Here is a 23,616-nt window from a genome sequence, read left to right on the forward strand (position 1 = left end):
GAATTACAAAATTTTCCCAGCGATGCACATATCTCTTTGACTGATGGCTATGGCGAAACATTTAGCATCGTCGGTTTTGAGGCTGGGTCTGACGGTGTGAATATTGTCATTGCCGATGATGTTGATGACGACGATAGCGACGATGACGGGTAAACCCAAATACGCAGGGTTTTCGCTACGCTAACAATGATGTAGTCTTATGCTGGCGTGACGCTAGCATAAGCTTTTTTATACTTGTCGATCGCACTGTGCCGGATTATAATGTCAGGCTTTTACCAATTGGTGCGGGAAGAAAGCTCTCGTGAGGGACTTTTTGCGATCGTCGGATTTAAGCCAAATGCCATCGGCTCTAATGGTGGTAATGGTTGCAAAGGTTTCCTTGTACTTGCCAACCAGAATAACTACCTTATCCCCTACACTAAATTCACTCCTGGGGGATTGCGATAAGCATTGCAAGTCAGTGAAAGTCAGGCTAAATCTGCCTCGTCCTGACACTTGGCAGCTGGCTTCGGAGAACTCATCAAAAATCTGGAATATTTTTACCTCTCGTTTGAATGACACACTCCAGTAGCTACATTTTTCTTGGAGCAGTGGCAAAGGATCAGACCCAGTACCACCCTTCGGATCAGGCTGGGGAAAACTGCTAGAGTCTTTGACTGGCAAACTTTCAACGGCTGTTTGAATAGTGGGTATATTTTCGCACAGGATCAGGGGAGGATCAGTACGAGGATCAGACCCATTATTGTTGTTTGACAAGGCATTCAGCCTCATGTGATCCTCGTCCCCCGTTTTGGATTCTAAAATTTCTGTGCTGGGCATTTTTTCGAGATTTTCAGCCACTTGAGGATCACTAGAAGCTATATCGCTTGCTGTGTCTGAATATAGGGTCTGATCCTGGGTCTGATCCTCGTACTGATCCTGTTTTTTTATACCAGATTTTGAAGTAGGCTGTAAGTCATTACTGTCAACACTTACAGGAGATGAGGGGGTCTGATCCGAGGGGTGATCCTTTTGTGAACCTTCGTAGGCTAGAAAGTAAACGTTGGGTTTGGCCTTCTCTCCTTTAGCTGCTGGGTAGCGTTTGACGCTGATTAATCCGTCAGATGATAATTCTCTGAGGTATCGCCGAGCGTAGTCTTTGGAGATGCCCAGTCGATGGGCTATCTCTTCACTGGTGAATTTGATATTTCTGTGAGATGCCAAAATCTCTAAAGTACTGTCTTTGGCAGATTGACCGGGGCCGCCAAACTCTTCTCCCTCTTCTCCCAAAAAGGTAAAACTAAGGTCTTCTGGGTTGAAATACATTCTGTATTTCTTGCTGGAGGATCGCGATCGCGATTTGTCGATCTCTAATATCCGGTCGTAGGAAGTGGCAGTTTCTTTCTTGTCCTTGGATAGCGTCCAAACTTCACTAACTGCGTTTCTAATTGCGGTCGTGCCCCTAACCTCTCCTCCCTTGTTCATGTGGTGAATAATCACAAAAGTGGTTTTGTATTGGGTAGCCAGTCCGGTCATCTCCAGAATGGGGCGAGAGTATTCCATTTCTGACTCACGGTAAATTGAAAAACGGTTGGCAGTAGATAGCGAGTCGATGAAAACAAGCTCCGGCTGAAATTCTTTTAAGTCTTGGATCAGAGTTGGCATATTTTCAGCGCTCCACCCAAAGCGGACACGAACAGAGTCACCGATATCGGATTCTGAATAACCCATTGAATCTAGGGCTTGCAGCATATCACCAGGGCTTTCGTCTCCCTGGTAGTAGAGAATCTTTCTTTTTCCTGTGGTTAGGAATGAGCCAAACTGAGTGCCTTGGATCAGAATCTTGCCAATTGCATAAGCGAATTTAGTTTTACCCACTCCACCGTCTGAAGCTAGCAAGATGGTTGTACTTTTAGGGATGAGTCCGTTGATTAGCCATTCCCGAACCGTGGAGCCGGCTAATTCTCTTAACTCATCATAAGTAAGCAAGTTGCTGCATTGAGCGACGAGCGCTTTTAAATAAAACTGTTCTAAAAATCCCATAGAAAGACGATGATCATCTGCTAACCTTTTCAGCTTCAGAAGTCTTAGAGAAGGTTGAGCGCAAGTTGTATAAATAGTTGTCAATTCTGACAGTAATCTATCGTGTAACCATTGCTCATGTTCATCTTTTGTTGGGGCAATTGGTGTCTCAATAATTGACTGAACTCTCTCGGTAATCTCCGCGAATAAGTCAGGTATTTCTCGATTTGTTTCATATCCTAAATTACGAATCTTGCTGCCCAACTCAATCATCTGTCTATGAACAAATGCTTCAATCACCGAATCAGCCATGTGGTCGATGTTGACTGTAGTTACGTTCCAACTGACTACAGAAGCAAGCTTGTTTTGACCGCCTATTCTGGCAAGAATACCGTGGTCTCTTAGGAAGCTAGTAACACTCAACAAGTCATTCGGTTTACCCTTGTTGCAAAGCCCTAAACAGGCTTTGTAGATGTCTCTATGGGCACTGATGTAAAAGTGTTCTGGTTCCAGCCGATCTTTGATCCGATAAATTGCATTTGGGTCATCTAATATACCACCAATAACTGCTTGTTCTGCTTCTATATTGCATGGTGGTACTTTATCTGAATTGTCCTTGAAGTCAACTTGCTGTTGGGGGAATGAGAAGATACCTTGTGTCATTTCTCTGTCCCCCGATTAGCTAGTTTTGAATTATTTGATGTGGTAGAATAGCAGAAAGGGAAGGCTATCCTACTGCCTAATCTTTTTAAGTATTTATTCATTTTTTACTCTTTTAAATTCACTAATCTCGTAGTTGGTGGATTTTTTTTGTGTGTCAGAAGTCGCTTATTTGCTGTTTAAAATCCTCCTTGATCTTGAGAGTTGGTTAGGGGCTGGGTGAGTCGGTCAGTTGCAGGTAAAGCAGAAAGTTATCTAGTTCGTCTTCGGTCAACAGCAAGCGCGATCGCACTCCATAGGTTTCCTCCAAGAATTTCCGCCCTTGGGCTTTTGTCCAGCCCAATCGCTGCATTTCTGCATCTGTCTGGACTATCAATTTGTCGAAGTTTGGGTATGTTGGTTTTTCAGTCATTGGGCATTGGGTATTGGGAAAACTTAGGAAAGGCGGATCTAGTTGGTAGCTTGATCCGCCATGTTCTTAACCGAAAGAGAAAATCGAAATGAGTAGGAAATATAAACCGGGATTCAACGCCAACGCTGAGATTCAGAGAATCAGGGCTGAGGAGCAGAAGAAATATGAATTCGAGTTCAGAGGTGAAGACAGATTTAACTTGGATGATGAAGACGTTCTATCTAATTTTTCTTTCCCAGCTTTTGATATACCGCCCATGCTTAAGGTTCTCAACCTCGTAAAAGCTATTAGTTCCTGGACACATGGGAAGAATGATTATCCTACTCCTGAATCTCGATGGTTTTCGGAAGAGGGTTGTAAGTGTGAGGTTTTACTGGTTAAAGGCGGAGGATGGCAGAAGGGGCGATTCCGCTTTCGGCTAGAATTCATCCCTGACAAGCCAGAGGCTTTTTTAAAAGATTCCGCTCCTAAAGAGGAAAAACTACAGTCGCCCTTGGACGATCTGCGATCGCAACTCAATCCCGAATAGTCACAGATGCGTCGCCTGCTATTGAGTAGGCGACATATCCATGAATAAAGCCGTCTACCCAAATAGGTAAACGGCTTCATTCTTTATGTGGTACGTCTTGCAGTACTTCGGCTAATAATACGTGTAGACTTTGTATCTCTTCTGTTAGTTGTCTGCTCTCATGTAGGCTGTTTTCAAGCTGCTTCTGTTGAGACTCAATTACAGTTAAGCAGGCTTCGTGTAATTCCTTCAGCCTACGGTAAATTCCCCCAGGACTTGTTTCTCCTGCATGACCAATCCATGATCTAGCTTGATTTCTCCCCTCGCTATCTGGATAAAAAATTGTGTCCGATTCATGCCTAATTGAGATGCCTTCTCCTTCAGCGCGTCCCAGTCTTGAGATGACATTCTCACAGTTGCGTTGATCGTCTTTTTGTCTGTCGTAGCTTCTTCTGTCATTTTTGATAGGCATAGCAACCCCTAAATTATTGCACGTGCTAAACGGATGCTTCTGCACGTGCTTTACAAAAATGTGCTTGACTTCTATTATTGCACGTGCAATAACTATTGAAAGATAGTAGCACGTGCAAAGTAATTTTGCATCAAAACATCGCTCCCCAACGCCTGACAGTTCGCGTTGCAACCGGAGCAAGCACCCGCGCCACCTTGCGCGGAAACACCCTGTACCTGATGCCCAATGACTGATGACTAACAAAAAACCGATGGAGGAGCTAACACCAAATCAATTACTTGAGGCGAGAAATTGGATAAAAGATTGCTGCCCGTGGGGCGATCTAAATGAAGAGGAGGTGGATACCCTAACCGACGATGAAGTGACAGCAGGGATTGCAAGACATTTTGAGGGAGGAATCAGCGAATTTAAAAACATCGTGCCAGCAGAAGAGTAAAAATGAGTACTTAGCCTCCCTCCATGCTGAGTATTCGTTTTGTAACTGCCTTTACCCATAAGTCGTAGCGTCGCGGGGTGACAGTAAGTGCTTAAAAGCAAAAAGGCGATCGCCGGACTTTATCTTTAGCGATCGCCAAGTACAAACTGAATTTATTACATAGTAAGGAGATTTTACCAGTGTCTAGACCGTTAGGCTACTACACGAATCACAACCCAGGCGATGATTCGCTCTTGGAAAGACTAGAGGAGAAGTACGGCAGCGGCTTCGAGAAAATCAGCAAGCGAGAAAAACTAGTTATTCTCACCGTTTTGGCATCACACATAGGTTGTCAGCTTGAGGGAGATGTTCGGGGTGAAATTTTTGCTCTAGCAAAAGAGATGAGGGACGAGCTTTCACTTTCCGACCAGGCAGGAGTCATGGAGGCGATAATTTCCCAAGTCAGATGGGGGCAGAATGCAGAACCTATACACCACCCCTGAAGCCGCCAGACTGACTGGCATACCAGAAAGTACGATCCGCACTTGGCTAACCCGACACCCTGAAGTGTTCCAGTTTGACATTCACGTTGTCACCGATGAACACAAGCAAAAGCTGTGGACTGAAGCGGGAGTTGAATTGTTGCAGAGTCGGCGTGCATCGAAAAATGCAACTGATGACGATGCAAATCTTGATGCAGAATCCGACGCACCCGATTTGCTTGAGTCGCTACTGGACGAAGACTCGCAGCGACTCGCCAACGAATATTGGCGACTGCTACCAGGGCGAACATTGCAACGGATTAAACAGATGCGGGACAATCCCACACCAGAACAGCGCCAAATAGTGCAAACATCAGTCCGCGCCGCAATCAACGCCGGGACAGAGCATCTACTCTTACCCACGTATCAGCCGATGTTGCTAGAGGGAGGAGATGAAACAGACTAAACAACAGACTACCAGTAAGGTTGTACCATTCACTGGGGAATTCTACCCAGACATACCAGAACCCGCACCAGCCGGAAATAACCTAGCGGCATTTTTAGTCATGATTGCAGCTGCACTGGTTGCCGGTTTAAGTATGGGTGCAATTTCCACTTACCAGAGCGCGGATCAAGTTCAACTACGCGAGATGAAAGCCCAAAGCCAACAGCTAGAGAAGGTCAAAAACCAAGTTTGTAGATAGGAGTAAACAATGGGAATCCTTGCACGAATTACCAGCGCTGGAAAGTCCAGCAACAAGGGTAATGAATCGTCCCTCTCGTCCGGGGGACACTCCATTGATAAAAATCGGGTGCTTGCCCCAACAGATCCAACTGTAATCAACCCAGTGAACGCGGGGAATTGGGAGACTGTCAGGACAGCACCTATCAATGATACGCCACGGTACTATACCAAAGCTGAAGCAGATGTACTTAAGCAGTTTTCAAAACAAAAAAAAGAAGAAGCGCGCCAGGCCAAACGAGCTTATAAATCGCTCAAAAGCCTGGAAGAAGCTGACGCACAGGTGCATACCGCGCATCGTGGGTACATCAAGGGAGTCGCTGACAGCGAACTCACTAAAAAACGTGCTGATGCTTCCACAGCGAGGCATCTCCACACACTCAGACCCGAATATGCACGACTGGGCTTTGGTTTAGACCGTGCCGATAACAGGGCCGAGCAGCGCATTGAAGAGTTGAAAGCCAAAATCAAGGAGAATCGCTAAATGGCAAAGGCAGTACACCTGGGGGCTTGGTTCCTTCTGGGGTGTATTGCCTCTAGCTTTGTGGCTTGGCTAGGGGTGCTGCATCCTGCTTTGTTTCGGGTGATGTGGGTTATCTACATTATGTCTGGTGTGGCGCTATGCCTTGCTCTGCTGACAGATGATGCAGTGAGGCAATTTCTCAAATTGTCTGAGCCAGATTATTATGCCTTGCTGATCGCGATCGCAGTTTCGATTGTCTTGGGAGGGATGCTGTCATGGCTAATAGGTGGTTAAAAGCCAACTGTTTGCTAGCTAGCGCAACCGCTTTCTGGCTGGCTGCACTTTCTCCAGTTCCCCCAATTGCCAAGGGCATTAGTTACACCTTGGCGCTTGTTGCAGCAGTGCAACTAGTCACTGAATCCGAACTTCTTATGATCCAAAGTGCGCGGCGGGCTGTATTAGCAGCCATGAATCAAGAGTTAGAGGATGTTGAAATTCTGCTGCACACTCAACAACAGGAAGAGGCATTGCATGAAATTTACGGAACTTCACCAACGACTTACCCCACAGAAGTCGAACAGGAATTAAAAACTAGCCTGGAACACTTATATAGAGAGCCGAGCGCGGATCGCAGGAATGAACTTCAAACTTCAACTTCAGAGAAAAAAGCCTTGTATTTAGCTGTGAAGTCGCTGATTGAAGTTAAGGGAAAAACTTATGTGCTTGAGAAGGTGTTGCTGCTAGGGGGTGGGCAGTGGGAGAAGGGCGAACAGGTGTTGCAGCAAATTTTAGAGGAGGGACAGAGGAATGGATGGTAACGAAGTGCTGAGTTTGGTGCTTGTCAAAATGGCAGCGTCTCCAGTTAAGGCGGATCGAGATGCGATCGCGCGAATTGAGCGCGAATGCCAAGCGGATATTATCAAAATTACCACCTCATTAGAGAACTCGCGGATCATCGCCCAAGCCCTCAACAGCCATGAACAGGGTAAAGGATTAAAGATATTAGCAACAGGTATTTTTTGGTCTGGTGTTATTGGTATCGCCACTATGTTTGTCAGACCTTCTTATGTCTGGTGTGGCGTGTCGCTGGGCTTTGTGACTGGGATTGCTGGCAGAGCTATCGAGCCTTTTGAAAGTTAAAAGCGATCGCGGTCAGAGGAGTGCGATCGCAATTTCATCTACCAGATCAAAATATACCAGATTGTGATTTATGACTAGCGAAATGAGCGATATAGAAAAGTCCATAGAATGGAGTAGAACGATACTCAAGGACGATAAATGGTGTATTTTGGACACCGAAACCACCGGGTTGAACAATGCAGAAATAATTCAAATAGGCATTCTTACTAGTTCTGGAGAAGAATACCAAACCCTTGTAAAACCAACTATTGCAATTAGTGAAACCGCATCTGGAATACACGGTATCCACAATGATGATGTAGTACAAGCACTTCCTTTTGAACAAGTCTTTTTGGATGTGTGGAAGTTGCTGAGTGATAGAGATGTAATTATTTACAATGCGGAATTCGATTTAAAAGTAATCAGGAATTCCTTGAAAGCTAGAGGCATTCAAGTTGCCTTTCCAACTAGCGACCGTAGGAACTGTAGGATTTTCGTCAATGGCGGATCGATTCATTGTGCAATGCACTATTACTCTCAGTACGTTGGTGAGTGGAATGAATATTACGGGAATTACAAATGGCAGAAATTGCCAGGAGGAGACCATTCGGCATTAGGAGATTGCAAGGCAACGCTGGAAGTAATTAAGCAAATGTCTGATTCACTTCCTGTTTAACGCCTTTACTGTCGGATAAAACCTCTAACTAACCAAGTGACTTTATCCCAAGAGAAGCAGGTAAAAACCTTCTTCCTTTTGGGATGAATTTTTAATGTCAATAAAAGTACTTTCTCATGAAAAATATTGAACACCGAATTAAGGAGGCTAATGGAAGATTGCGTAATTACGGCATAAGTATTGAGCAGATTAGCGGCAGACTTTACTTGCGGGCAACGCTTCCCCCAAAGCCACAATCAGCAAAAAACGACTCTCATCAGCAAAGAATAAATATTGCTGTGGCCACCTTGGATGGTGTCAAACTCGCTGAACAATCAGCCAAATTTTTAAGACTTCAGTTAGACACTAGAACATTTGATTGGTCTAATTACATAGAATTAGAATGCAAGGCTGTTGGTGAAATCATTGAGGAATTCGAGAAAGACTACTTTCAACGCCGTGCTAAAAATTTTAAATCTGAATCAACATGGAGGGTTGAATATGCAACAGTGTTTAAAACCTTAGATTCTGATAGTCCACTAACCGATGAAATTTTAAAAACTGCAATTTTAGGAACCCAGCCAGATACAAGAACAAGAAAACGATTTTGTTCAACGTTGGGAATCCTGGCTAGATTTGCAGGTATAAACTTTGACCCTCGGAAATATTCAGGCAGTTACAGCCCAAAAAGCAGAAAACCTAGAGATTTACCCACAGATAACTTGATTGTCGAGTGCTATAGCAAAATTGAAGATTCTAAATGGCAATGGGTTTTTGGGATGCTGGCTACTTATGGTTTGAGAAATCATGAGGTATTTTTTCTAGACCTTCAAGAGTTGATGACTGGCAATAAAATTATTTCTGTACTCCAGGGCAAGACTGGTTACAGAAGAATATGGCCTTATCACCCGGAATGGTTTGACCAGTTCTCCCTGCAAAACGTGAAAATACCTGACATCAACTGCGATCGCAACAACTCGTTCATCGGTGGAACTGTTAGCCAACGGTTTAGACGTAACGAACGACTGCCATTCAAGGTTTACGACCTACGCCATTGCTGGGCAATCAGAACTCTTGACTACGGGGTTGATATCTCGTTAGCAGCACAGCAGATGGGGCATGGGCTGTCAGTTCACAGTAACCTTTATCACACTTGGATCAACGCCGAGCATCACCAGAGAGCCTTCGACTTGGCGATCAATAAAAGCGATCGCCCTCTGCCACCACAGTCATAAATTCATAATTTTCTTGGAATCAACCAGCAGCTAGTTTGCTGGATTTCTGCGTTGTAATAGCTGTGACATGGTGACTCTTAATCTATTGGTTGCGGGTTCAAATCCCTCGTCACCCACTTTTTAAATGTTATTTGTACATTAACTTGCCAGCAAGCTTTGTATATACTAAGGGACTTCCAGTGAAAAAACATCCCATAGTAAAAACGTATAGATGTATAGATATTTTGGGATAATTTATTATTTGGAAGTCCCTAACTTAACTCCGATTCTCCAAAGTAATTTAATTCATCAACATTTCGAGCTATTTGGCGTTGGTGAAAAATAGGATTGATAACTCCCCACGCTTATAGCCGTGGGGATTCTTGAATTTTCCATAATCGGATCTTCAATGGGGCCTAACAATGACCATAGGTGTCAACTTAAGCTAAAAATGGCTCCATGCCCGCCCGGAAATAATTTTTTTTGGCTTTTAGCTTAAAGTCTACTGAAGTAGACTGTAGATTTTTGGCGATATTTAGTCATCTTCAGATGACTTTAGCTATTGTATGGGAATTTCAATTCCCGGCGACAAGTGGTTTCGCGTTAAGTTGACACCAATAAACAATGAGCCCCTACTGATTCCATCGAGAACTAGTCCCAACTTCACCGCTTCTAGAAATTTAGGGGTAGTTTGTAACTCCCCTCCAGCATAGCTGCTTCTCGCCTCTTAGCCCCCACGAAAAGACTTTTTCAGCAAGCCCTTAGTATTGTTTGTTGTTAGCGCTACTCTACGAAAAATTGCTGCTCGCTCATAGCGCTAACATTTAAATTTGGTGTTTTTTCAAAACTACAGTGTCAAAGATTGAGGATTTGTCTCAATCAATTTTGCTAAATCTTGCAAGAACGCCGCAGCATGGGCACCGTAAATAATCCGGTGATCAGAAGTAATATTAACTTGCATTTGTTGTCGCACGGCAAATAAACCGTCGGGCGTTGCTACCACTTGCGGACGCGATGCCCCGATCGCTAAAATTGAACCTTGTCCAGGCGGCAAAATCGCATCAAATTTGTCTACGCCAAACATTCCCAAATTGGACAGGGTAAAAGTACCACTATTATATTCTTGTGGCTGTAGTTGTTTGGCCCTGGCACGTTCTACCAAAGACTTCCAAGTACGCGATAGAGAATATATATCCACTGCGTCGGCATTTTGCAGCACAGGTGTAATTAATCCGCCATCATCCATTGCTACTGCTACGGAAATGTTGATATCAGAATGATAAACAATACCCTGGTCGGAGTAGCTAGCATTTAACAATGGATGTTTTTGCAACGTCACCGCTACAGCTTTCGCCAATAGCGCTGTCATTGTCACACCTTTGGATTTAATTTGTTTATAAAGTTTGTCTAATCCATCGGTGGTAATTGTATAACCGACACGGAAGACGGGCACGGATATGGTAGCTACCATGTTCCGCACTACAGCATTTTGGAAGGTAGTTAGAGGTACAATTTGACCAGGAACAGCCGCTACTACTGGTGTGGGTGCTGGTGTCCGAGGTACTGGGGGTGCAACTGGGGCGCTAGTTGGTATAGGTGATGCTGGGGCAACTGGGGTAGGTTGTTTGCCTTTATTGGACAATGCTTCTACATCTTCGGCGACAATGCGACCGTGGGGTCCACTGCCTTGGAGTGTAGTTAAATCAACTTTGAGTTCTTTGGCTAACTTGCGGGCGCGGGGTGAAGCTACAAGCCTTCCTTCTTTGTGGTTAGACCCGTTTTGAGACGCTAAGGCAGGTGTGGCGGCTGAGGCTGTGGCGGCGATTGGTTCGGGGGAAGAGGTCGTAGTAGTAGCCGCACCGGAGGAATTGGCAAGAGATTTCGCCTGTTCAATTTCAGCTTCCGTTTCGGCAATGAAGGCGATCGCAGCTCCTACCGAGGCAGTTTCACCAGCTTCAACTATGATATGGGCAAGAAATCCTTCATAAAAGGTTTCTACATCCATATCCGCCTTATCTGACTCTACAACCACCACTGTTTCGCCTTTTTCCACTTTGTCCCCTGGCGATTTCACCCAGGAGACGATTTTGCCTTCCGTCATGGTGGAACTCAGCGCCGGCATAAATACTTCGTGAATGCTCATAGGGTGGTTTGGAAATCAATGGTTTATGGACTTTAACAGTTTTTATCAGATCGAATTGTATCTTGGTGGGAGGGTTTTAGACTGTTTATATTTTAGGTTGGGCATTGGGCATGGGGCATTGGACATTAGCTTTTGACTAATGACTATGACTAATAGGAACCTAAATATAACTTAGAGGTCTATAAGACTCGTATTTGATTTTTGAAAAACTCAGTACACATCTGTTCCCTACTCCCCATTCCCTTGCTATCTATATTCCTCATAACTACTGCTTAAGATACAAGAGCTTCTCACAGATAGAGGATATGGGATACAGTTCAATCTAGAATTCAAAATTGGTAATAAACCTATTTGAAATTCCTGTTTACTTTTATGTCGGCAAAGTTGAAATTCTTTTTGATTGTAATACTGAGTATCTTTGCGACTGCTAGCGCTGGAGTTTATATTATCCAGCACCAGCCATCTGCACTGATTGTTGAAACTACTGATGGGCAAACCCCGCAGGTGGCAACAATACATCAGTCTCAAGAGGTTGTGGCATACTCAGAGCGTTCCGATTATAAAACTATACCTCTAGAAAGGCTTAACTCATCTCTCCAAGGGAGCGATCCTGCTACTCTCGCCCTGAATGCCTTTGAGGACATAGGAGTAGGAGGAACGCGAAAGGTAGAGGTAGCTTATCCCCAGCGAAATCAGGCTTTAGTGACGATTACGCAAATCAAGGGGGGTAATGATTCAGTTAGTAAGGTTAAATATCGAGTTGAGATGAGTACTTTTGGGCGATCGCTTTTTATTAGCTCACCTCCAGTCTGGCAAATTGTTTGGGCTGGCTCCCAGATGGAATGTTGGGCTGGGAGCCACTCCCAGGCTAAGTTAAATCAGATTTGTCGCTAATTAAAAGCCTACCAATTTTAGATTTTAAATTTTGGATTTTGGATTAAAAGAAAAATTTAAAATCTAAAATCCAAAATTGAACGACTCCTAACTTTTTAAATGTCGCCGCGAATTTCTTCTACCACGCCATCGCGCAGAACGATTTCGACCTGCATTTTGCTAATCAGGTTATCACCAGTTTCTACCCGGAAAAAGCCTTCCATTTGGAATTGGTTGACTTCCTGATCTTGCTGGAGAAACTGCACTTGCTGGAGGTTTTGCAGCAATTGATTTTTCTGCTCTAAAAATTCACTTTTCTTTTGGTTGACTTGGAGTTGGATATTGTCAATTTGTTGAAGAGTCTGAGGCCCAGGTGGTTGTAGACTCTGCTTTTGAATTGCTGCGATCGCTCTTTGTCCTTCAACGTCTAGCTGTTGCAATTGCTGATCGAGTTGATTGATTTGCGTTTGTAGCTGCTGTTGTACTTCCTCTTTCCAGAGAGGAGTCACAATGACTTTGACGTTAACGACGCGTTTCAGAAGCAAATTAGATTTGGAGACATCCATATTTCACGTTCACTCTTTACAGTTAGCAGGTGGAATCATCAGGCAAAGATGCCGTCAATAATATCGCGATAGCGTTCCGTGACGATGTGTCGTCGAACTTTCAGTGTTTGTGTCATCAAACCATTTTCGATCGAAAACGGTTCCAGAATGAGTTTAAACGTTCCGATGCGGTCATCCGGTCGATAACCTGGACGATTTTGTACTTCCCGATTTAATTCTTGGCGAAATAAATCCTGGATCATTCTACTCTCCAAGTCAATTTTTTGACTATCTGAGGAAGTTACGCGATCGCTCGACGTATCCAGTATCAAATTCTGACTTGCTGCCCATTTTTCCAAGGCTTCGACATTGGGGACAATTAAAGCTCCCAGGCTGCGCTGATCTTGGCCTACGAGCATAATTTGATCGATGTATGGCGATCGCAAACAGGCATCTTCAATCGGCTGTGGCTCGATGTTTTCCCCATTAGTCAATACAATCGTATCCTTCGCCCTGCCAGTCAGCACCAAATCATCTTGTGGTGTCAGCCAACCCAAATCGCCGCTATCAAACCAACCTTCGGCATCAATTGCTTTGGCTGTCGCTTCGGGATTTTGATAATAGCCTTGCATAATCTGCGGCCCCCTCAACAATACCAAGCCTCGCTTTTCTACTGGTAGAGGCACTTTTGTTTCAGGATCTACAATCTTAGCTTCTGTAGCGGGGAGTGGTAGTCCTGATGCACCAATCAAATTTCGCCAAGGACGGCGCACATGGGTAACAGGAGAAGTTTCTGTCAAACCATAGCCTTGCAAAATCTGCACGCCAATAATTTCAAAGAAGTTGTCGATATGTCTCGGCAGCGCACCGCCGCCGCTAATCATCTGCTTAACTTGTCCTCCTGTGGCTTCTCGCACCTTGGCATAAACCAGTCGTTCTCCCAAGGCGTGAAGAGGCAAGAAAACAGATGCTTGGATCTTAGCTGCTAATCGCTCGATGGCGGAAGCATGAAGATTATTTAAATCCAATCCCTGAGCAGTTCGCTGGGCTTTGATATATTTATCGCTAATACCCAATAAAAAGTTAACTAGGCGTTGCTTATTCGCTGGTTGTTCGCGGAACTGCTTTTGCACTCCTTCATAAATTGATTCCCACAGCCTAGGTACACCCACCATGTAATTGGGTTTAAATTTTTTCAAATCTCCTTTTACAGAGCGCAAATTAGTATAAACTTGCGTGCAACCTTGAGATAGTAGGTAATATTCAACAGTTCGTTCGTAGCTGTGCCACGAAGGTAGGATACTGAGAACAATATCGCCGACATTTGGTTGCAATACTGTCCCAAAACTTATTACTTGGTGCATCAAATTTTTATAAGACAGCATTACACCCTTGGGTTTGCCCGTAGTGCCAGAGGTATAAATTAGAGTTGCTAGAGCGTCACGATTTTGCTTGGCTGGCACAAAATGATGATTTCCACCAATTTCAATCAATTGTGTAAAATTGAGTACTTTTAGGGTTTCGTCTGTTGGTGGTGCTTCATTAGAAAGTAAGATTACCACTTGAATTGGTAAATCTTTAAGACGGTCTTGGAGTTTTTTAAGTGTTTTTAAATCCTCAACGACGATCGCTGTACTGCCGCTATTGGCGATGATAAACAGCAGTTCTTCTTTTTCGGCTTGGGAGCTACGCACGGCATCAACGGCTCCAGCAGTCATGATGCCTTGATCGGCAATAAACCAGCGAGGACTGTTGTCAGCAATTAGGGAAATGCGATCGCCTACCTTGACTCCCAACGCTTGCAACCCAGAAGCAAATAGTTGTATTTGCTCCGCTAGCTGGGTATAAGTAATCACTGCTTCTGGTTTACTGAGAGGACTGCGGAGGGCGACAACATCACCAAATTTTTGAGCGGCCAAAGGCCAAACTTCTGGCAACGATTCCACATTTGTGTAATCTACCAATCGCTTTAATGACTGCCGTTCTCCCTCACTGATATTAGATAAAAAAGAAGAGACGGTTTGGGTTTTTGACATAACACCTTACCTAAAGATTTTAAACTGATCGTTTTTACAGCTTATTTTGTTATTTCGCTACAATCACCGTCCTTATTATCCACATTCCCTTCTGTGTATGATAATTCCAGGAATTCCACGTTTATATTTACAAAAATTTATGTTAAAGTTAGTTTACATAGAGTGCAAGCAATGATTGTGTTTGCATCTCAGAACAGCGATCTCTACGATGTGCTACGCCTACGCCTACGTTTCACAGGGGATGACTACCTATGAATTTGATAGACACTATATTGTTAACATTGCTAAATATCGCTGCCTGCATAGCGTTGCCTAAGCTTTTAGCTATACTTCTGGCTGCTAAAACCAAACTGACTGAAGCGTTGCCGAATGGTTCCAAATTACAAGCAGCCAAAATTGAACTTACCAGTTTTCCTTATTGTACAGCTTACCAATTGACAAATAGCCAGTACTGTAAATTCAGTCCTGATTTTTGTGCCAAGTGTTCTCCTAATTAATGGACTCTTTGCAAGCAAAAATTCTTCAGTACTTCCAGCTACCAGCTATTCAATTAACTAAATCCCTGATTTCTTCAAGAAGTCGGGGATATTTTTATAGATGTGGTTTGCATAACGTTACCACGAGAAAATTTAATTAAATTTACATACCGTAACATAGTTGAATTTATTCTTACCTACTTACTTAAATTCAAGTAATTTTCTAGCTAAGTCAGTATAATTACTAATTGAAATCAGGCTGTTGATATAACTAATATAACAGTTAACATAACAATTGTTGTATCTGTAGCACGACAGTCAAGCAGCTTGTAATGCCCACGCAGCAAGAAGTTAGTCAGTTTATTCAGGAACTTCACAAACTTCTAGTAGGCTGTCAAGTCAACTATGCTGGGTAAATAACTTTGTAGTTAGGATTTTAGTCCTGGCGTTAAGCACTTAAAAGAACTCCACAGAATGATTGATCCAAAAGCTGTCATTGCGAGCGAAACGGAGTGTAGCAAAGCAATCCCAAGATTTTGCGGTTGCTTCATTTCGCTTCGCTTCGCTCCATACCCTTCGGGAACGCTAGGGGCGAACGCAATGACAATTGGGCATTTCTTTTTGTGGAGGTCTCTAAGTGCTTACTACGTACCAGACTTTCCTTACCTTTATGGACTACTAGTGGTCTATCGCAAAAATTTTGAGAGATGATCAGTTTTAAATTTCTCTTCTTGACCTCTTAACTTTGCGTCCTTTGCGGTTCGTTTTCTTAACCCTCAAAATTAATGATGCACACTACTAGTAATCTGTCAATCAATGAATTATAGGTGAAGAAAATCTTGGCATAAATTTAATAAAATAGGAGAATCAAATCAGAAATTGTTGGAGAAGTATTTAACGAGTTCACCATCAAATGAGAATAGAATTACAAAAATTATACCAACTCATTTGACGATCAACACATTAAACTATTAGTTCAAAATAAATAGGTTTCATTATGAATCAGAAACAAATTACAGAATTTTCTCTCCAAGATGGGACGAAGTTTTTAGTTGAAGTTGATGAGCCAGAAAATAGCAATGCTGTGAGACGTGTTGCCAGAGCAGACACAGGGCAAATGGTAGTTGAAGCTAAAAAGAAATTTGATGAGGTATTAGATCAAATCCAGCCTGTCGCTTCCGCAATTATCACTAAACTGAGTCAGCTTAATACACCTGCTAATGAGGTAGAAGTTAAGTTTGGAATTAAGTTAAATGCTGCTGCGGGTGCAATTTTTACTTCTGTAAGTGGTGAAGCTAACTACGAAATTACCTTGAAATGGAAGCAAGACAAGGCATAGCATGGTAGTAAGTACAGATAATTATATTCAAACTTTTAGGTCAGCGATCGCCCGGATTTTTCATTCTAGTGGTGCGGTAGTTGGTGTAGGTTTTTTAGTCTCTGGACGAACTCAAAATTACATCCTGACATGCGCTCATGTTATTGCTTCTGCTCTATCTTTACCAGAAGATATAGTTGAAGCTCCTAGTGATGATCTTTATTTAGATTTTCCCCTAATTGCATCAGGGCAACAACTAAAAGCTAAAGTTATTTTTTGGCAACCCGTTGTCAGCAATGCATCAACCTCCGAACCTGAAGATATTGCCGGATTGCAAATAAAAGGACAATTACCTAAAGATGTCCAACCCCTCAAGCTAATCTCAGCTAACAATATCTGGGAGCATCCTTTCCGCATATTCGGTTTTCCTAACGGACACAATGATGGCGTTTGGGCGACAGGCGTGTTGCGAGACTCCCAAGGAAAGGGATGGGTGCAACTGGAAGATAGTAAGGTAACTGGCTACAGGATAGAACCAGGTTTTAGTGGTGCGCCTATATGGGATGAAACCCTTGTGGGAGTAGTTGGTATGGCAGTAGCGGCAGAGAAAAGGCGAGAAGACATCAAGACTGCTTTTATGATTCCTGCGGATGTATTGATTGCAGCATGGGATGAAATAGCCTTGCCGATTTCATCAAATGCACATACTCAAAGGATTCCCAGCAGAGTGCAACAACTCAAAATCAAAACTTTGCAACAACGCTTTGACGTTCTCAGTAGTGATTATGAGGCGGCTCATAATCAACTCAACTATACCCTGAGTGCGAGCGATCGCAATATCATCCAACGCCAAATCAACAGCATACTACAAGAACTTGAGCAAGTCGAAAGCGAACTTAATATCATAAACCATTAATTTAATTCCTAAATACCATGAACAATTCTTCAGATTTAAAAAAGAGACATCTAGAGCAGTTAATAGCGACTTTAAAAACTGAGATAGAAAGTCTCAACGACCAAATATTGTGGACAAATAATTCGGTACAGAAAAGCCAATTGAAAAGGCAATATGAGCATAAAATTGATGAAATGCAACAAGCTGAATCCGAGTTAAACCAGCTAAGTCGAGAATCTCTAGAGCAAATTGACCCTGATAAGATCCCATTCACTAATCGCGATGCTCCAATTAATGACATTACAGGAATAAATTATCCTACTTATTGTTTAGTAACGGCTCCTGAAGGTTACGGAAAAACAGAGTTTCTAAAACAGGTGATGGGGCGTTTTAAAGAATTACAATGGTGTTGTGCTTATGCTTCTATGTCTAATTATGAAAGTATTGAACACTTGGAAAAACAATTAGCAATTTCTCTTCAACTTCCGCTCCCACAAGGGGATGAGTTAAATTGTGGAGATCGTTTAGGCTTACTATTAAGTAGAAATTGGGCTGAATGGCAATCCCAGGAAAAAAAAGGTATTGTGCTGCTAATTGATCTGGATGGAAGTGCGCCAGAAAAGGAACGTTTAAAGGAAATTTTTAAGGAGTTTAATGATTTCAAAGATAAAATTCAAGAACTTTTGAAAAAGTTGCAGTTCTTTAAAAATAATTCTGGAAGATTTCGAGTTGTTATTGCAGCTCGCTGTCTAATTGATCTCCCCTTAGATCGAATTTTTACTAAATTAGTACTCTGTCCTTTTAACTGGGAAGTGATTCAGGATACAGCAACAAAATATCTCAAGTCAATCGACATGAATTCTGAAAGTCTTGCCCTGCTATCAGGACACTTACTGTATTTAACTGGCGGACATCCAGGGGGGATTGCTGAAGCACTAAAAGTTTATCGAAGTGGCGATTACACATTTAGTTTGTTTTTAAACAGTTATGGCAAGCAATTATGGGAAAAAAAACTCAAAAAATGTAGAGATCAGATTAGAGAAAGCTTGAGGAAAGAAAATGATTATCATCTATACGAATCAATTGAAAAATTGAGTATATTTCCCATACTAAATAGTACTTGGGTATTAAAGGAAGCAGTTCAAAGATTTCAGTTACCTTTCAGTAATGATAGTTTTAAATTAAGTCTTGAACTTACAAAAACATCTATTTTTACTCGTGACAAAACGTTTATAAAAGATGGCATGACACGGCGAATACTAGTCATTAGTCTGCTTCGAGAAAGTTCGCCTGAGAGCTTTCAAGAGCTTTGTAGCGAAGCAGCTAAAATCTGCCGAGAGTATATTGATCAACTCAAATCAAAGAATAATTCTGCTGATGCAGGTACTTGGTCTATGCAGTATTTTTTTCAAATTCTTCAGCAACATGCTGGATTTATTAATCGTGGTGCTAATAGTCTATCTTATCGACAGAACCTCCGCAAAACTTTCTTCGAGAAAACTGTTGAAGAGACTCTAGCAATATTCCACAACACAGATAAAGAGCAAATCCATGAATTTCTTTCTACGCTGAAATCTGAAGTAGAAAAAGACTGGGAATTTCAGTTTGTTGTCAATTATTATCTGCACAATGATGAATATAATGACGAACCATATAGATATTTAATTCATAAGCTTGATGAAGCTATTCAAAATAACTAACTAGGGAATAGTGAATGGGAAATAGGTATGTACTGAGTTTTTGGAAAAATAGAATAGGAGTCTTATATTATGTCTGAACTAGATAAATTAGAATTTGTTGGTCGTGAAGAACATCTAAATCGAATTATTTCCCTTGTTCAAGAGCCTAATCTCCATGTCGTTTTGGTGGAGGGTAGAGGTGGAATTGGCAAAACTTGGTTGCTTCAAGCATTGCAATTGCGCCTAAATCAAGTTGAGATTGGGACAAGTGAAATTATTGATTGCGATATGCCTGTTTTTAATGATGCAGAAGATTTATGTACTCAAATCGCCAAACAATTATACGATTCTACATATAAAGAATGGTTGCTCCGGTTACGACAACTGCGAGAAGATGAAAACCGCCTTAGTGGAATTGCATACGAACAAGAACGTAGACAACTTGAAAAGTTCTTGGTCGATAAAATTAATCTAAAATCCAGCCAACAGAGACTAGTATTTATAATTGATACAGTCGAGAAGTTAGGACAAGAAGAGGTAAGAGAGAAAGTTTGGAAGTATATTAGCGATTTATGCCATCAACTAGATAATGCCGTATTTATTTTAGCAGGCCGCCCTAGTATTGCTCGTCAAGTTCTAGAAAATTCATTCAAAGAAGAAGAATTAACTTGTTTAGAATTAAATGAATTTACTAATGAAGATGTACAAACATATATTCTTTCCAAGGAGGAGCAGCTTCATTTTACTCTTGGACAAGAATTGGTTAAAAAGATCATAATTCTTTCTGGTGGCAGCCCGATAATGATTGAATTTGGAGTAGAGTATGCTTATCGGGAAGTCATACCAGATTGGTTAGAGAATGAAAATATAGAAACTATTCCAGGTAGGTTGGAAAAAAGTGGTGGATTTGAAGCTGAGATGGTTCGACATATTACGCAGCTTCGGACATCAATGGATCAGCTTACCCTCTTGCTTTCACGTATCTACCCACTAGATAGCACTGATATTGCTAATTTATTAGAACTATCTACAGAAGATGCTCAAAAATTATTTATTGATGCACAAAGCTACTTTTTTATTAAACCAGTAATAGGTGGTTCTCAAATAGCATTGCATGATATTGTACGAGACTTAGTTGAAAAATATGTATGGGCAGACATTGACCCCGATGAGGAATGGAGAAAACGAGACAGTCGGATTGCTGCTAAATATTTCGAGCAAAAGGATTATCAGCTAGGCCCACAAAAAAGGAGCTTGGAGGTTCAACGTTACTCTGATGATTCTCATCAAGTCGCTAATATCGAGTTTTTGATTGAAGAAATTAAACAACTGCGGGAATTCAATACTACGCGATGGCTATGGAATGCTTTATACGCCGATCTAACAACAGGTTTTCAAACTTGGTATGAAGTTACTAATACAATCCGCACTCAAGCCAAGAAATTCAGCTTTGTAAACCAATTATTGGCAATTGCGAAGCAGTTTGAAAAAGACCTAGACCCCGATCAAAAAGTTCAATTGAAAGTTTTTGAATCAAGGGTTTTTTCCGCCCTTAAAGACAAGAGTACAAAAGAAGATGAGGTGAGAAAGCTAGAGGGGATATTATCGGAACAATCTTCTAATTCTTCTCTTCAAGCAGATATTTATAATGTCTTGGGAATGCTAAATACCAAGTTACATCTTTATAACGAAGCCTTGAAATATCAGCAAAAGTGTTTATCTATAGTTCAAGGTAAGAAGCTATCATCTGCTATTCCTAATGTAGCTAACCAAGTTGGTTATCTGCATCGACAACTCAACAACTTTCAGGAAGCGGAGAAATATTACAAACTAGGTTGGGATGCGGCTATGGAAGTTGATACTCCCGACAAAGGCTTAACTCAAGTTATGGCTAGCATTCAGAATAACTTGGGATTTTTATATGGACAACAAAAAGATTACGTAAAAGCCGAACAGTGTTTTAAAGCTGCTATTGATATGTGGTCGAGTGTTGAGAGCGAACGCGAAATAGCCAACGCCGAAATTGCCTCTGCTACTATTTTAGTAGATAATGGTAATTATGTGAAAGCTAAACAGCTACTTGAACGAGCATTAAGCCGTTGCGACAATGAGGAAAACGATAATCAAATATTATGTAGAGCGTACTTTCAGTTAGGCTTAAATCAGTGGTTTAGTGCCGAGGTAGTAAATGAAGCCGTTTGGGATGTGACACAAGTACAGTGGGATCTCAATCTCCTCAGTCTTGCTCAAGATGCTTTAGAAAAAAGCCTGAAACTGGCAGAAAAATACGGACTTGAAGAGGAATTACCTGGGATTTTACACCAAATTGCTAGTGTCTATTGGCATCTTGGGTTTCAAACAGGCGATCGCACCTTGCAAGAACAAGCTCTAATACTCAATGAACGCTCTTATCAGACTAGTCTAGAATACAATGACATGCGATACGCCATCGATAGCCTGGTAGGTAAAGCTGAGTTTGATTATTATGCAAAAGTATACAACCATATCTCAGATTATGCGCGAGAACTTAGCGATCGCTTCCAATCCTATCAAAATATCCATACATTATACTTTGGTCGTATATTACGGATAGAAGGTGATGTTGCATTTCAAGAAGCGAACTACGATTTTGCTTTTAGTAAATATGCTCAAGGAATACCCAAAATCTTTCAACATGGAGGTTTCGGGCCGTATTCAATCAAACATGAGCTAAATCTAATCCAAAAGAAAATTGAACGTTTGCCGATAGAACTTTCTAAAAATCTGATTCAACAACTAAAATCTCAGTGGAAAGATCATAAAGCCCTTAAGGAATGGTGCGATCAACAAATGTTCCTGACTAGAATACGTGCCACTAAACAGCCATCTTCTCATGCTTAGTAAAAAAATTGGTCGACCCCAAATTTTAGTTTCTCTCAATTCTACTTATGTACCAACTGGGCAATGCGACTGTGATGGAGGGGATTGTGCCTGTGACTTATCCCCTTTAACAGAATTAAGCTCAGATATCCGATTATCTCTGGGAATGTTAGAGACAGAGTTTGTAAGAGTTCCCAACTCGCAGATAATGAATCTAGATGATACTTATTCTATCTGTTATGGTACTCATCATAAAGTAGCAGTTCTAAATCAATCAGCAACATATTTATTAAATCAATTTACAAACCCTCATAAATTAGATGATATTGCAATAGAAAATCCTTCTATTGGTTCAGCAGACTTACAGACAGCTATTCAAAAACTATATCAAGCACGTTTGATAGCACCTAATAATAATTACTCATTTCATCTAAATGAAATACCAGAAACTTTAACAGCATGGTTACATATCACCGATCGCTGTAACTTAAGATGTGATTACTGCTACCTTCCTCATGTAGCAAATGATATGTCAATGGATATAGGTAAAGCAGCTATTGAAGCTACATTTCGCTCTGCAATTTTAAATAATTACCGCCGCGTCAAACTGAAGTATGCAGGAGGAGAAGCATTACTATGTTCCCCTTTAATTAAGGATCTGCATTTGTACGCTCAATTCCTTAGTAAAGAAACAGATATCATATTAGATGGAGTTGTTCTTAGTAATGGAACATTGATTACTCCTGAGATGATTGAGATGCTGCAAATATTGAATCTGCGTCTCATGATTTCACTAGATGGATTATCCAATTTTCACAATATCCAACGTTCTTATGCGGGTGGGAAGGGATCGTTTCAAGATGTTGAACGAGGTATTAACATTGCTTTACAAAATGGTCTTATACCAGATATTTCCATTACAGTTAGTGGGCGGAACGCAGCAGGATTGTCCGCTCTTATTGAATGGATCTTGGAAAAGAATCTACCCTTTAGTTTAAATTTCTATCGCGAAAATGAACTCTCAGCTTCTTACGAAGACTTGCAACTAGAAGAATCTCGGCTGATAGAGGGAATGTTAGCAGCGTTCAAAGTTATTGAATTGAAATTACCTAATCGAAGCTTACTAGGCTCATTGATTGATCGTGCTAACTTATCTTCTCCTCATAAACGAACTTGTGGAGTTGGACAAAGCTATCTCGTATTTGATCACAAAGGACAAATTGCTAAATGCCAGATGCAGCTACATAAAACTGTATCTTCATCTGCCACTGAAGATCCTTTAAGTGTTGTGCGACAAGATAAAGCAGGTATTCAGAATTTGCCAGTTGAGGAAAAAGAAGGCTGTCGTACATGTGAGTGGAAAAATTGGTGTACAGGTGGTTGTCCTTTGGCAACCTTTAAGGCTACAGGTCGTTATGATATTCAATCACCAAATTGCAATATTTACAAAGCTCTCTATCCTGAGGCTCTCCGACTAGAGGGCTTACGCTTGATCAAATATAGTTACCCTCTAAATCATTCCTGAGAAATAATATCCTCGACTTCTCAAATAAGTCGGGGATATGTGGTTTGCAATTATTACAAATAAAATAGGATTGCTATAGTGCTTATATGTGTAAAAATTTATTGTTTACAGATTGCTATATAAA

At 41.6% G+C, this 23,616-nt stretch carries 25 protein-coding genes; 19 read left to right on the plus strand and 6 right to left on the minus strand.

The genetic code is table 11. The annotated features are described in order from the left end of the window. Nucleotides 1–264: 264 nt before the first annotated feature. Entirely contained in the window at nt 265–2,664 is a 2,400-nt protein-coding gene (locus tag V7L31_RS09590) for a DnaB-like helicase N-terminal domain-containing protein (protein WP_334696010.1), read from the minus strand. A gap of 205 nt (nt 2,665–2,869) precedes the next feature. Continuing rightward, the gene (locus tag V7L31_RS09595; RefSeq protein ID WP_334696011.1) at nt 2,870–3,073 is read right to left on the minus strand and encodes a hypothetical protein; all 204 of its coding nucleotides are present in this window, start codon (nt 3,071–3,073) and stop codon (nt 2,870–2,872) included. 88 nt (nt 3,074–3,161) lie between these two features. Here V7L31_RS09595 and V7L31_RS09600 point away from each other — a divergent pair, with 88 nt between their 5' ends. Next, the gene (locus V7L31_RS09600; RefSeq protein ID WP_334696012.1) at nt 3,162–3,602 is read left to right on the plus strand and encodes a KGK domain-containing protein; all 441 of its coding nucleotides are present in this window, start codon (nt 3,162–3,164) and stop codon (nt 3,600–3,602) included. Nucleotides 3,603–3,830: 228 nt separating this feature from the next. Here V7L31_RS09600 and V7L31_RS32585 read toward each other — a convergent pair whose 3' ends face one another. Beyond that, the gene (locus tag V7L31_RS32585) at nt 3,831–4,040 is read right to left on the minus strand and encodes a plasmid mobilization protein (RefSeq protein WP_442944392.1); all 210 of its coding nucleotides are present in this window, start codon (nt 4,038–4,040) and stop codon (nt 3,831–3,833) included. A 108-nt stretch (nt 4,041–4,148) separates the two neighbouring features. On the opposite strand from V7L31_RS32585, the gene V7L31_RS09610 reads away from it, so the two are divergent. From V7L31_RS09610 to V7L31_RS09660, 11 genes are all read left to right on the plus strand, one after another. Further along, entirely contained in the window at nt 4,149–4,286 is a 138-nt protein-coding gene (locus V7L31_RS09610; protein ID WP_334696014.1) for a hypothetical protein, read from the plus strand. After that, nucleotides 4,286–4,489 carry a peptide ABC transporter substrate-binding protein gene (locus V7L31_RS09615; protein ID WP_334696015.1) on the plus strand — a complete coding sequence of 68 codons (204 nt, stop codon included), beginning with the start codon at nt 4,286–4,288 and terminating at the stop codon, nt 4,487–4,489. The genes V7L31_RS09610 and V7L31_RS09615 overlap by 1 nt, the downstream gene beginning before the upstream one ends. A 179-nt stretch (nt 4,490–4,668) precedes the next feature. Further along, a complete protein-coding gene (locus V7L31_RS09620; protein ID WP_334696016.1) occupies nt 4,669–4,971 on the plus strand; it encodes a hypothetical protein in 303 nt (100 codons plus the stop codon). Continuing rightward, nucleotides 4,946–5,416, plus strand: a complete 471-nt coding sequence (locus V7L31_RS09625) for a hypothetical protein (protein WP_334696017.1) — start codon at nt 4,946–4,948, stop codon at nt 5,414–5,416. The genes V7L31_RS09620 and V7L31_RS09625 overlap by 26 nt, the downstream gene beginning before the upstream one ends. Then, entirely contained in the window at nt 5,403–5,654 is a 252-nt protein-coding gene (locus V7L31_RS09630) for a hypothetical protein (RefSeq protein WP_334696018.1), read from the plus strand. Before V7L31_RS09625 ends, V7L31_RS09630 begins: the two co-directional genes overlap by 14 nt. 9 nt (nt 5,655–5,663) lie before the next feature. Further along, on the plus strand, nt 5,664–6,176 hold the full coding sequence (locus V7L31_RS09635; RefSeq protein ID WP_334696019.1) for a hypothetical protein: 513 nt from the start codon (nt 5,664–5,666) through the stop codon (nt 6,174–6,176). Then, nucleotides 6,177–6,449, plus strand: a complete 273-nt coding sequence (locus tag V7L31_RS09640; RefSeq protein WP_334696020.1) for a hypothetical protein — start codon at nt 6,177–6,179, stop codon at nt 6,447–6,449. Next, nucleotides 6,431–6,973 (plus strand): hypothetical protein, encoded by a 543-nt coding sequence (locus V7L31_RS09645; protein ID WP_334696021.1) that lies wholly within the window; start codon nt 6,431–6,433, stop codon nt 6,971–6,973. The genes V7L31_RS09640 and V7L31_RS09645 overlap by 19 nt, the downstream gene beginning before the upstream one ends. Continuing rightward, a complete protein-coding gene (locus V7L31_RS09650; protein WP_334696022.1) occupies nt 6,963–7,295 on the plus strand; it encodes a hypothetical protein in 333 nt (110 codons plus the stop codon). Before V7L31_RS09645 ends, V7L31_RS09650 begins: the two co-directional genes overlap by 11 nt. A gap of 70 nt (nt 7,296–7,365) precedes the next feature. After that, nucleotides 7,366–7,950 (plus strand): 3'-5' exonuclease, encoded by a 585-nt coding sequence (locus tag V7L31_RS09655; RefSeq protein WP_334696023.1) that lies wholly within the window; start codon nt 7,366–7,368, stop codon nt 7,948–7,950. Between the two features lie 116 nt (nt 7,951–8,066). Further along, nucleotides 8,067–9,164, plus strand: coding sequence for a site-specific integrase (locus V7L31_RS09660; protein ID WP_334696024.1), 1,098 nt, complete (start codon nt 8,067–8,069; stop codon nt 9,162–9,164). A gap of 826 nt (nt 9,165–9,990) precedes the next feature. Here V7L31_RS09660 and V7L31_RS09665 read toward each other — a convergent pair. Further along, the gene (locus tag V7L31_RS09665) at nt 9,991–11,286 is read right to left on the minus strand and encodes a dihydrolipoamide acetyltransferase family protein (RefSeq protein ID WP_334696025.1); all 1,296 of its coding nucleotides are present in this window, start codon (nt 11,284–11,286) and stop codon (nt 9,991–9,993) included. Between the two features lie 372 nt (nt 11,287–11,658). Between V7L31_RS09665 and V7L31_RS09670 the strand changes: the two genes are divergently transcribed. Beyond that, nucleotides 11,659–12,180: a hypothetical protein gene (locus tag V7L31_RS09670; protein ID WP_334696026.1), complete on the plus strand. Its 522-nt coding sequence runs from the start codon at nt 11,659–11,661 to the stop codon at nt 12,178–12,180. Nucleotides 12,181–12,275: 95 nt separating this feature from the next. Here V7L31_RS09670 and V7L31_RS09675 read toward each other — a convergent pair whose 3' ends face one another. After that, nucleotides 12,276–12,725: a YlqD family protein gene (locus V7L31_RS09675; protein ID WP_069072569.1), complete on the minus strand. Its 450-nt coding sequence runs from the start codon at nt 12,723–12,725 to the stop codon at nt 12,276–12,278. Nucleotides 12,726–12,763: 38 nt separating this feature from the next. Beyond that, entirely contained in the window at nt 12,764–14,740 is a 1,977-nt protein-coding gene (locus V7L31_RS09680; protein ID WP_334696027.1) for an AMP-dependent synthetase/ligase, read from the minus strand. Nucleotides 14,741–14,991: 251 nt separating this feature from the next. Between V7L31_RS09680 and V7L31_RS09685 the strand changes: the two genes are divergently transcribed. The 6 genes from V7L31_RS09685 to V7L31_RS09710 all read left to right on the plus strand — a co-directional run bounded on the left by V7L31_RS09685 (nt 14,992) and on the right by V7L31_RS09710 (nt 23,492). After that, nucleotides 14,992–15,237: a hypothetical protein gene (locus V7L31_RS09685; protein ID WP_179067199.1), complete on the plus strand. Its 246-nt coding sequence runs from the start codon at nt 14,992–14,994 to the stop codon at nt 15,235–15,237. A gap of 976 nt (nt 15,238–16,213) precedes the next feature. Then, nucleotides 16,214–16,555, plus strand: coding sequence for a CU044_2847 family protein (locus tag V7L31_RS09690; RefSeq protein ID WP_334696028.1), 342 nt, complete (start codon nt 16,214–16,216; stop codon nt 16,553–16,555). Between the two features lies 1 nt (nt 16,556). After that, entirely contained in the window at nt 16,557–17,450 is an 894-nt protein-coding gene (locus V7L31_RS09695; RefSeq protein ID WP_334696029.1) for a trypsin-like peptidase domain-containing protein, read from the plus strand. 17 nt (nt 17,451–17,467) lie between these two features. Further along, nucleotides 17,468–19,129 (plus strand): hypothetical protein, encoded by a 1,662-nt coding sequence (locus tag V7L31_RS09700; RefSeq protein WP_334696030.1) that lies wholly within the window; start codon nt 17,468–17,470, stop codon nt 19,127–19,129. Nucleotides 19,130–19,198: 69 nt separating this feature from the next. After that, nucleotides 19,199–21,988, plus strand: a complete 2,790-nt coding sequence (locus V7L31_RS09705) for a tetratricopeptide repeat protein (RefSeq protein ID WP_334696031.1) — start codon at nt 19,199–19,201, stop codon at nt 21,986–21,988. 187 nt (nt 21,989–22,175) lie between these two features. Next, nucleotides 22,176–23,492 carry a radical SAM/SPASM domain-containing protein gene (locus V7L31_RS09710; protein ID WP_334696032.1) on the plus strand — a complete coding sequence of 439 codons (1,317 nt, stop codon included), beginning with the start codon at nt 22,176–22,178 and terminating at the stop codon, nt 23,490–23,492. Nucleotides 23,493–23,616 lie beyond the last annotated feature (124 nt).

The organism is Nostoc sp., from assembly GCF_036916655.1.
GTDB lineage: Bacteria > Cyanobacteriota > Cyanobacteriia > Cyanobacteriales > Nostocaceae > Nostoc.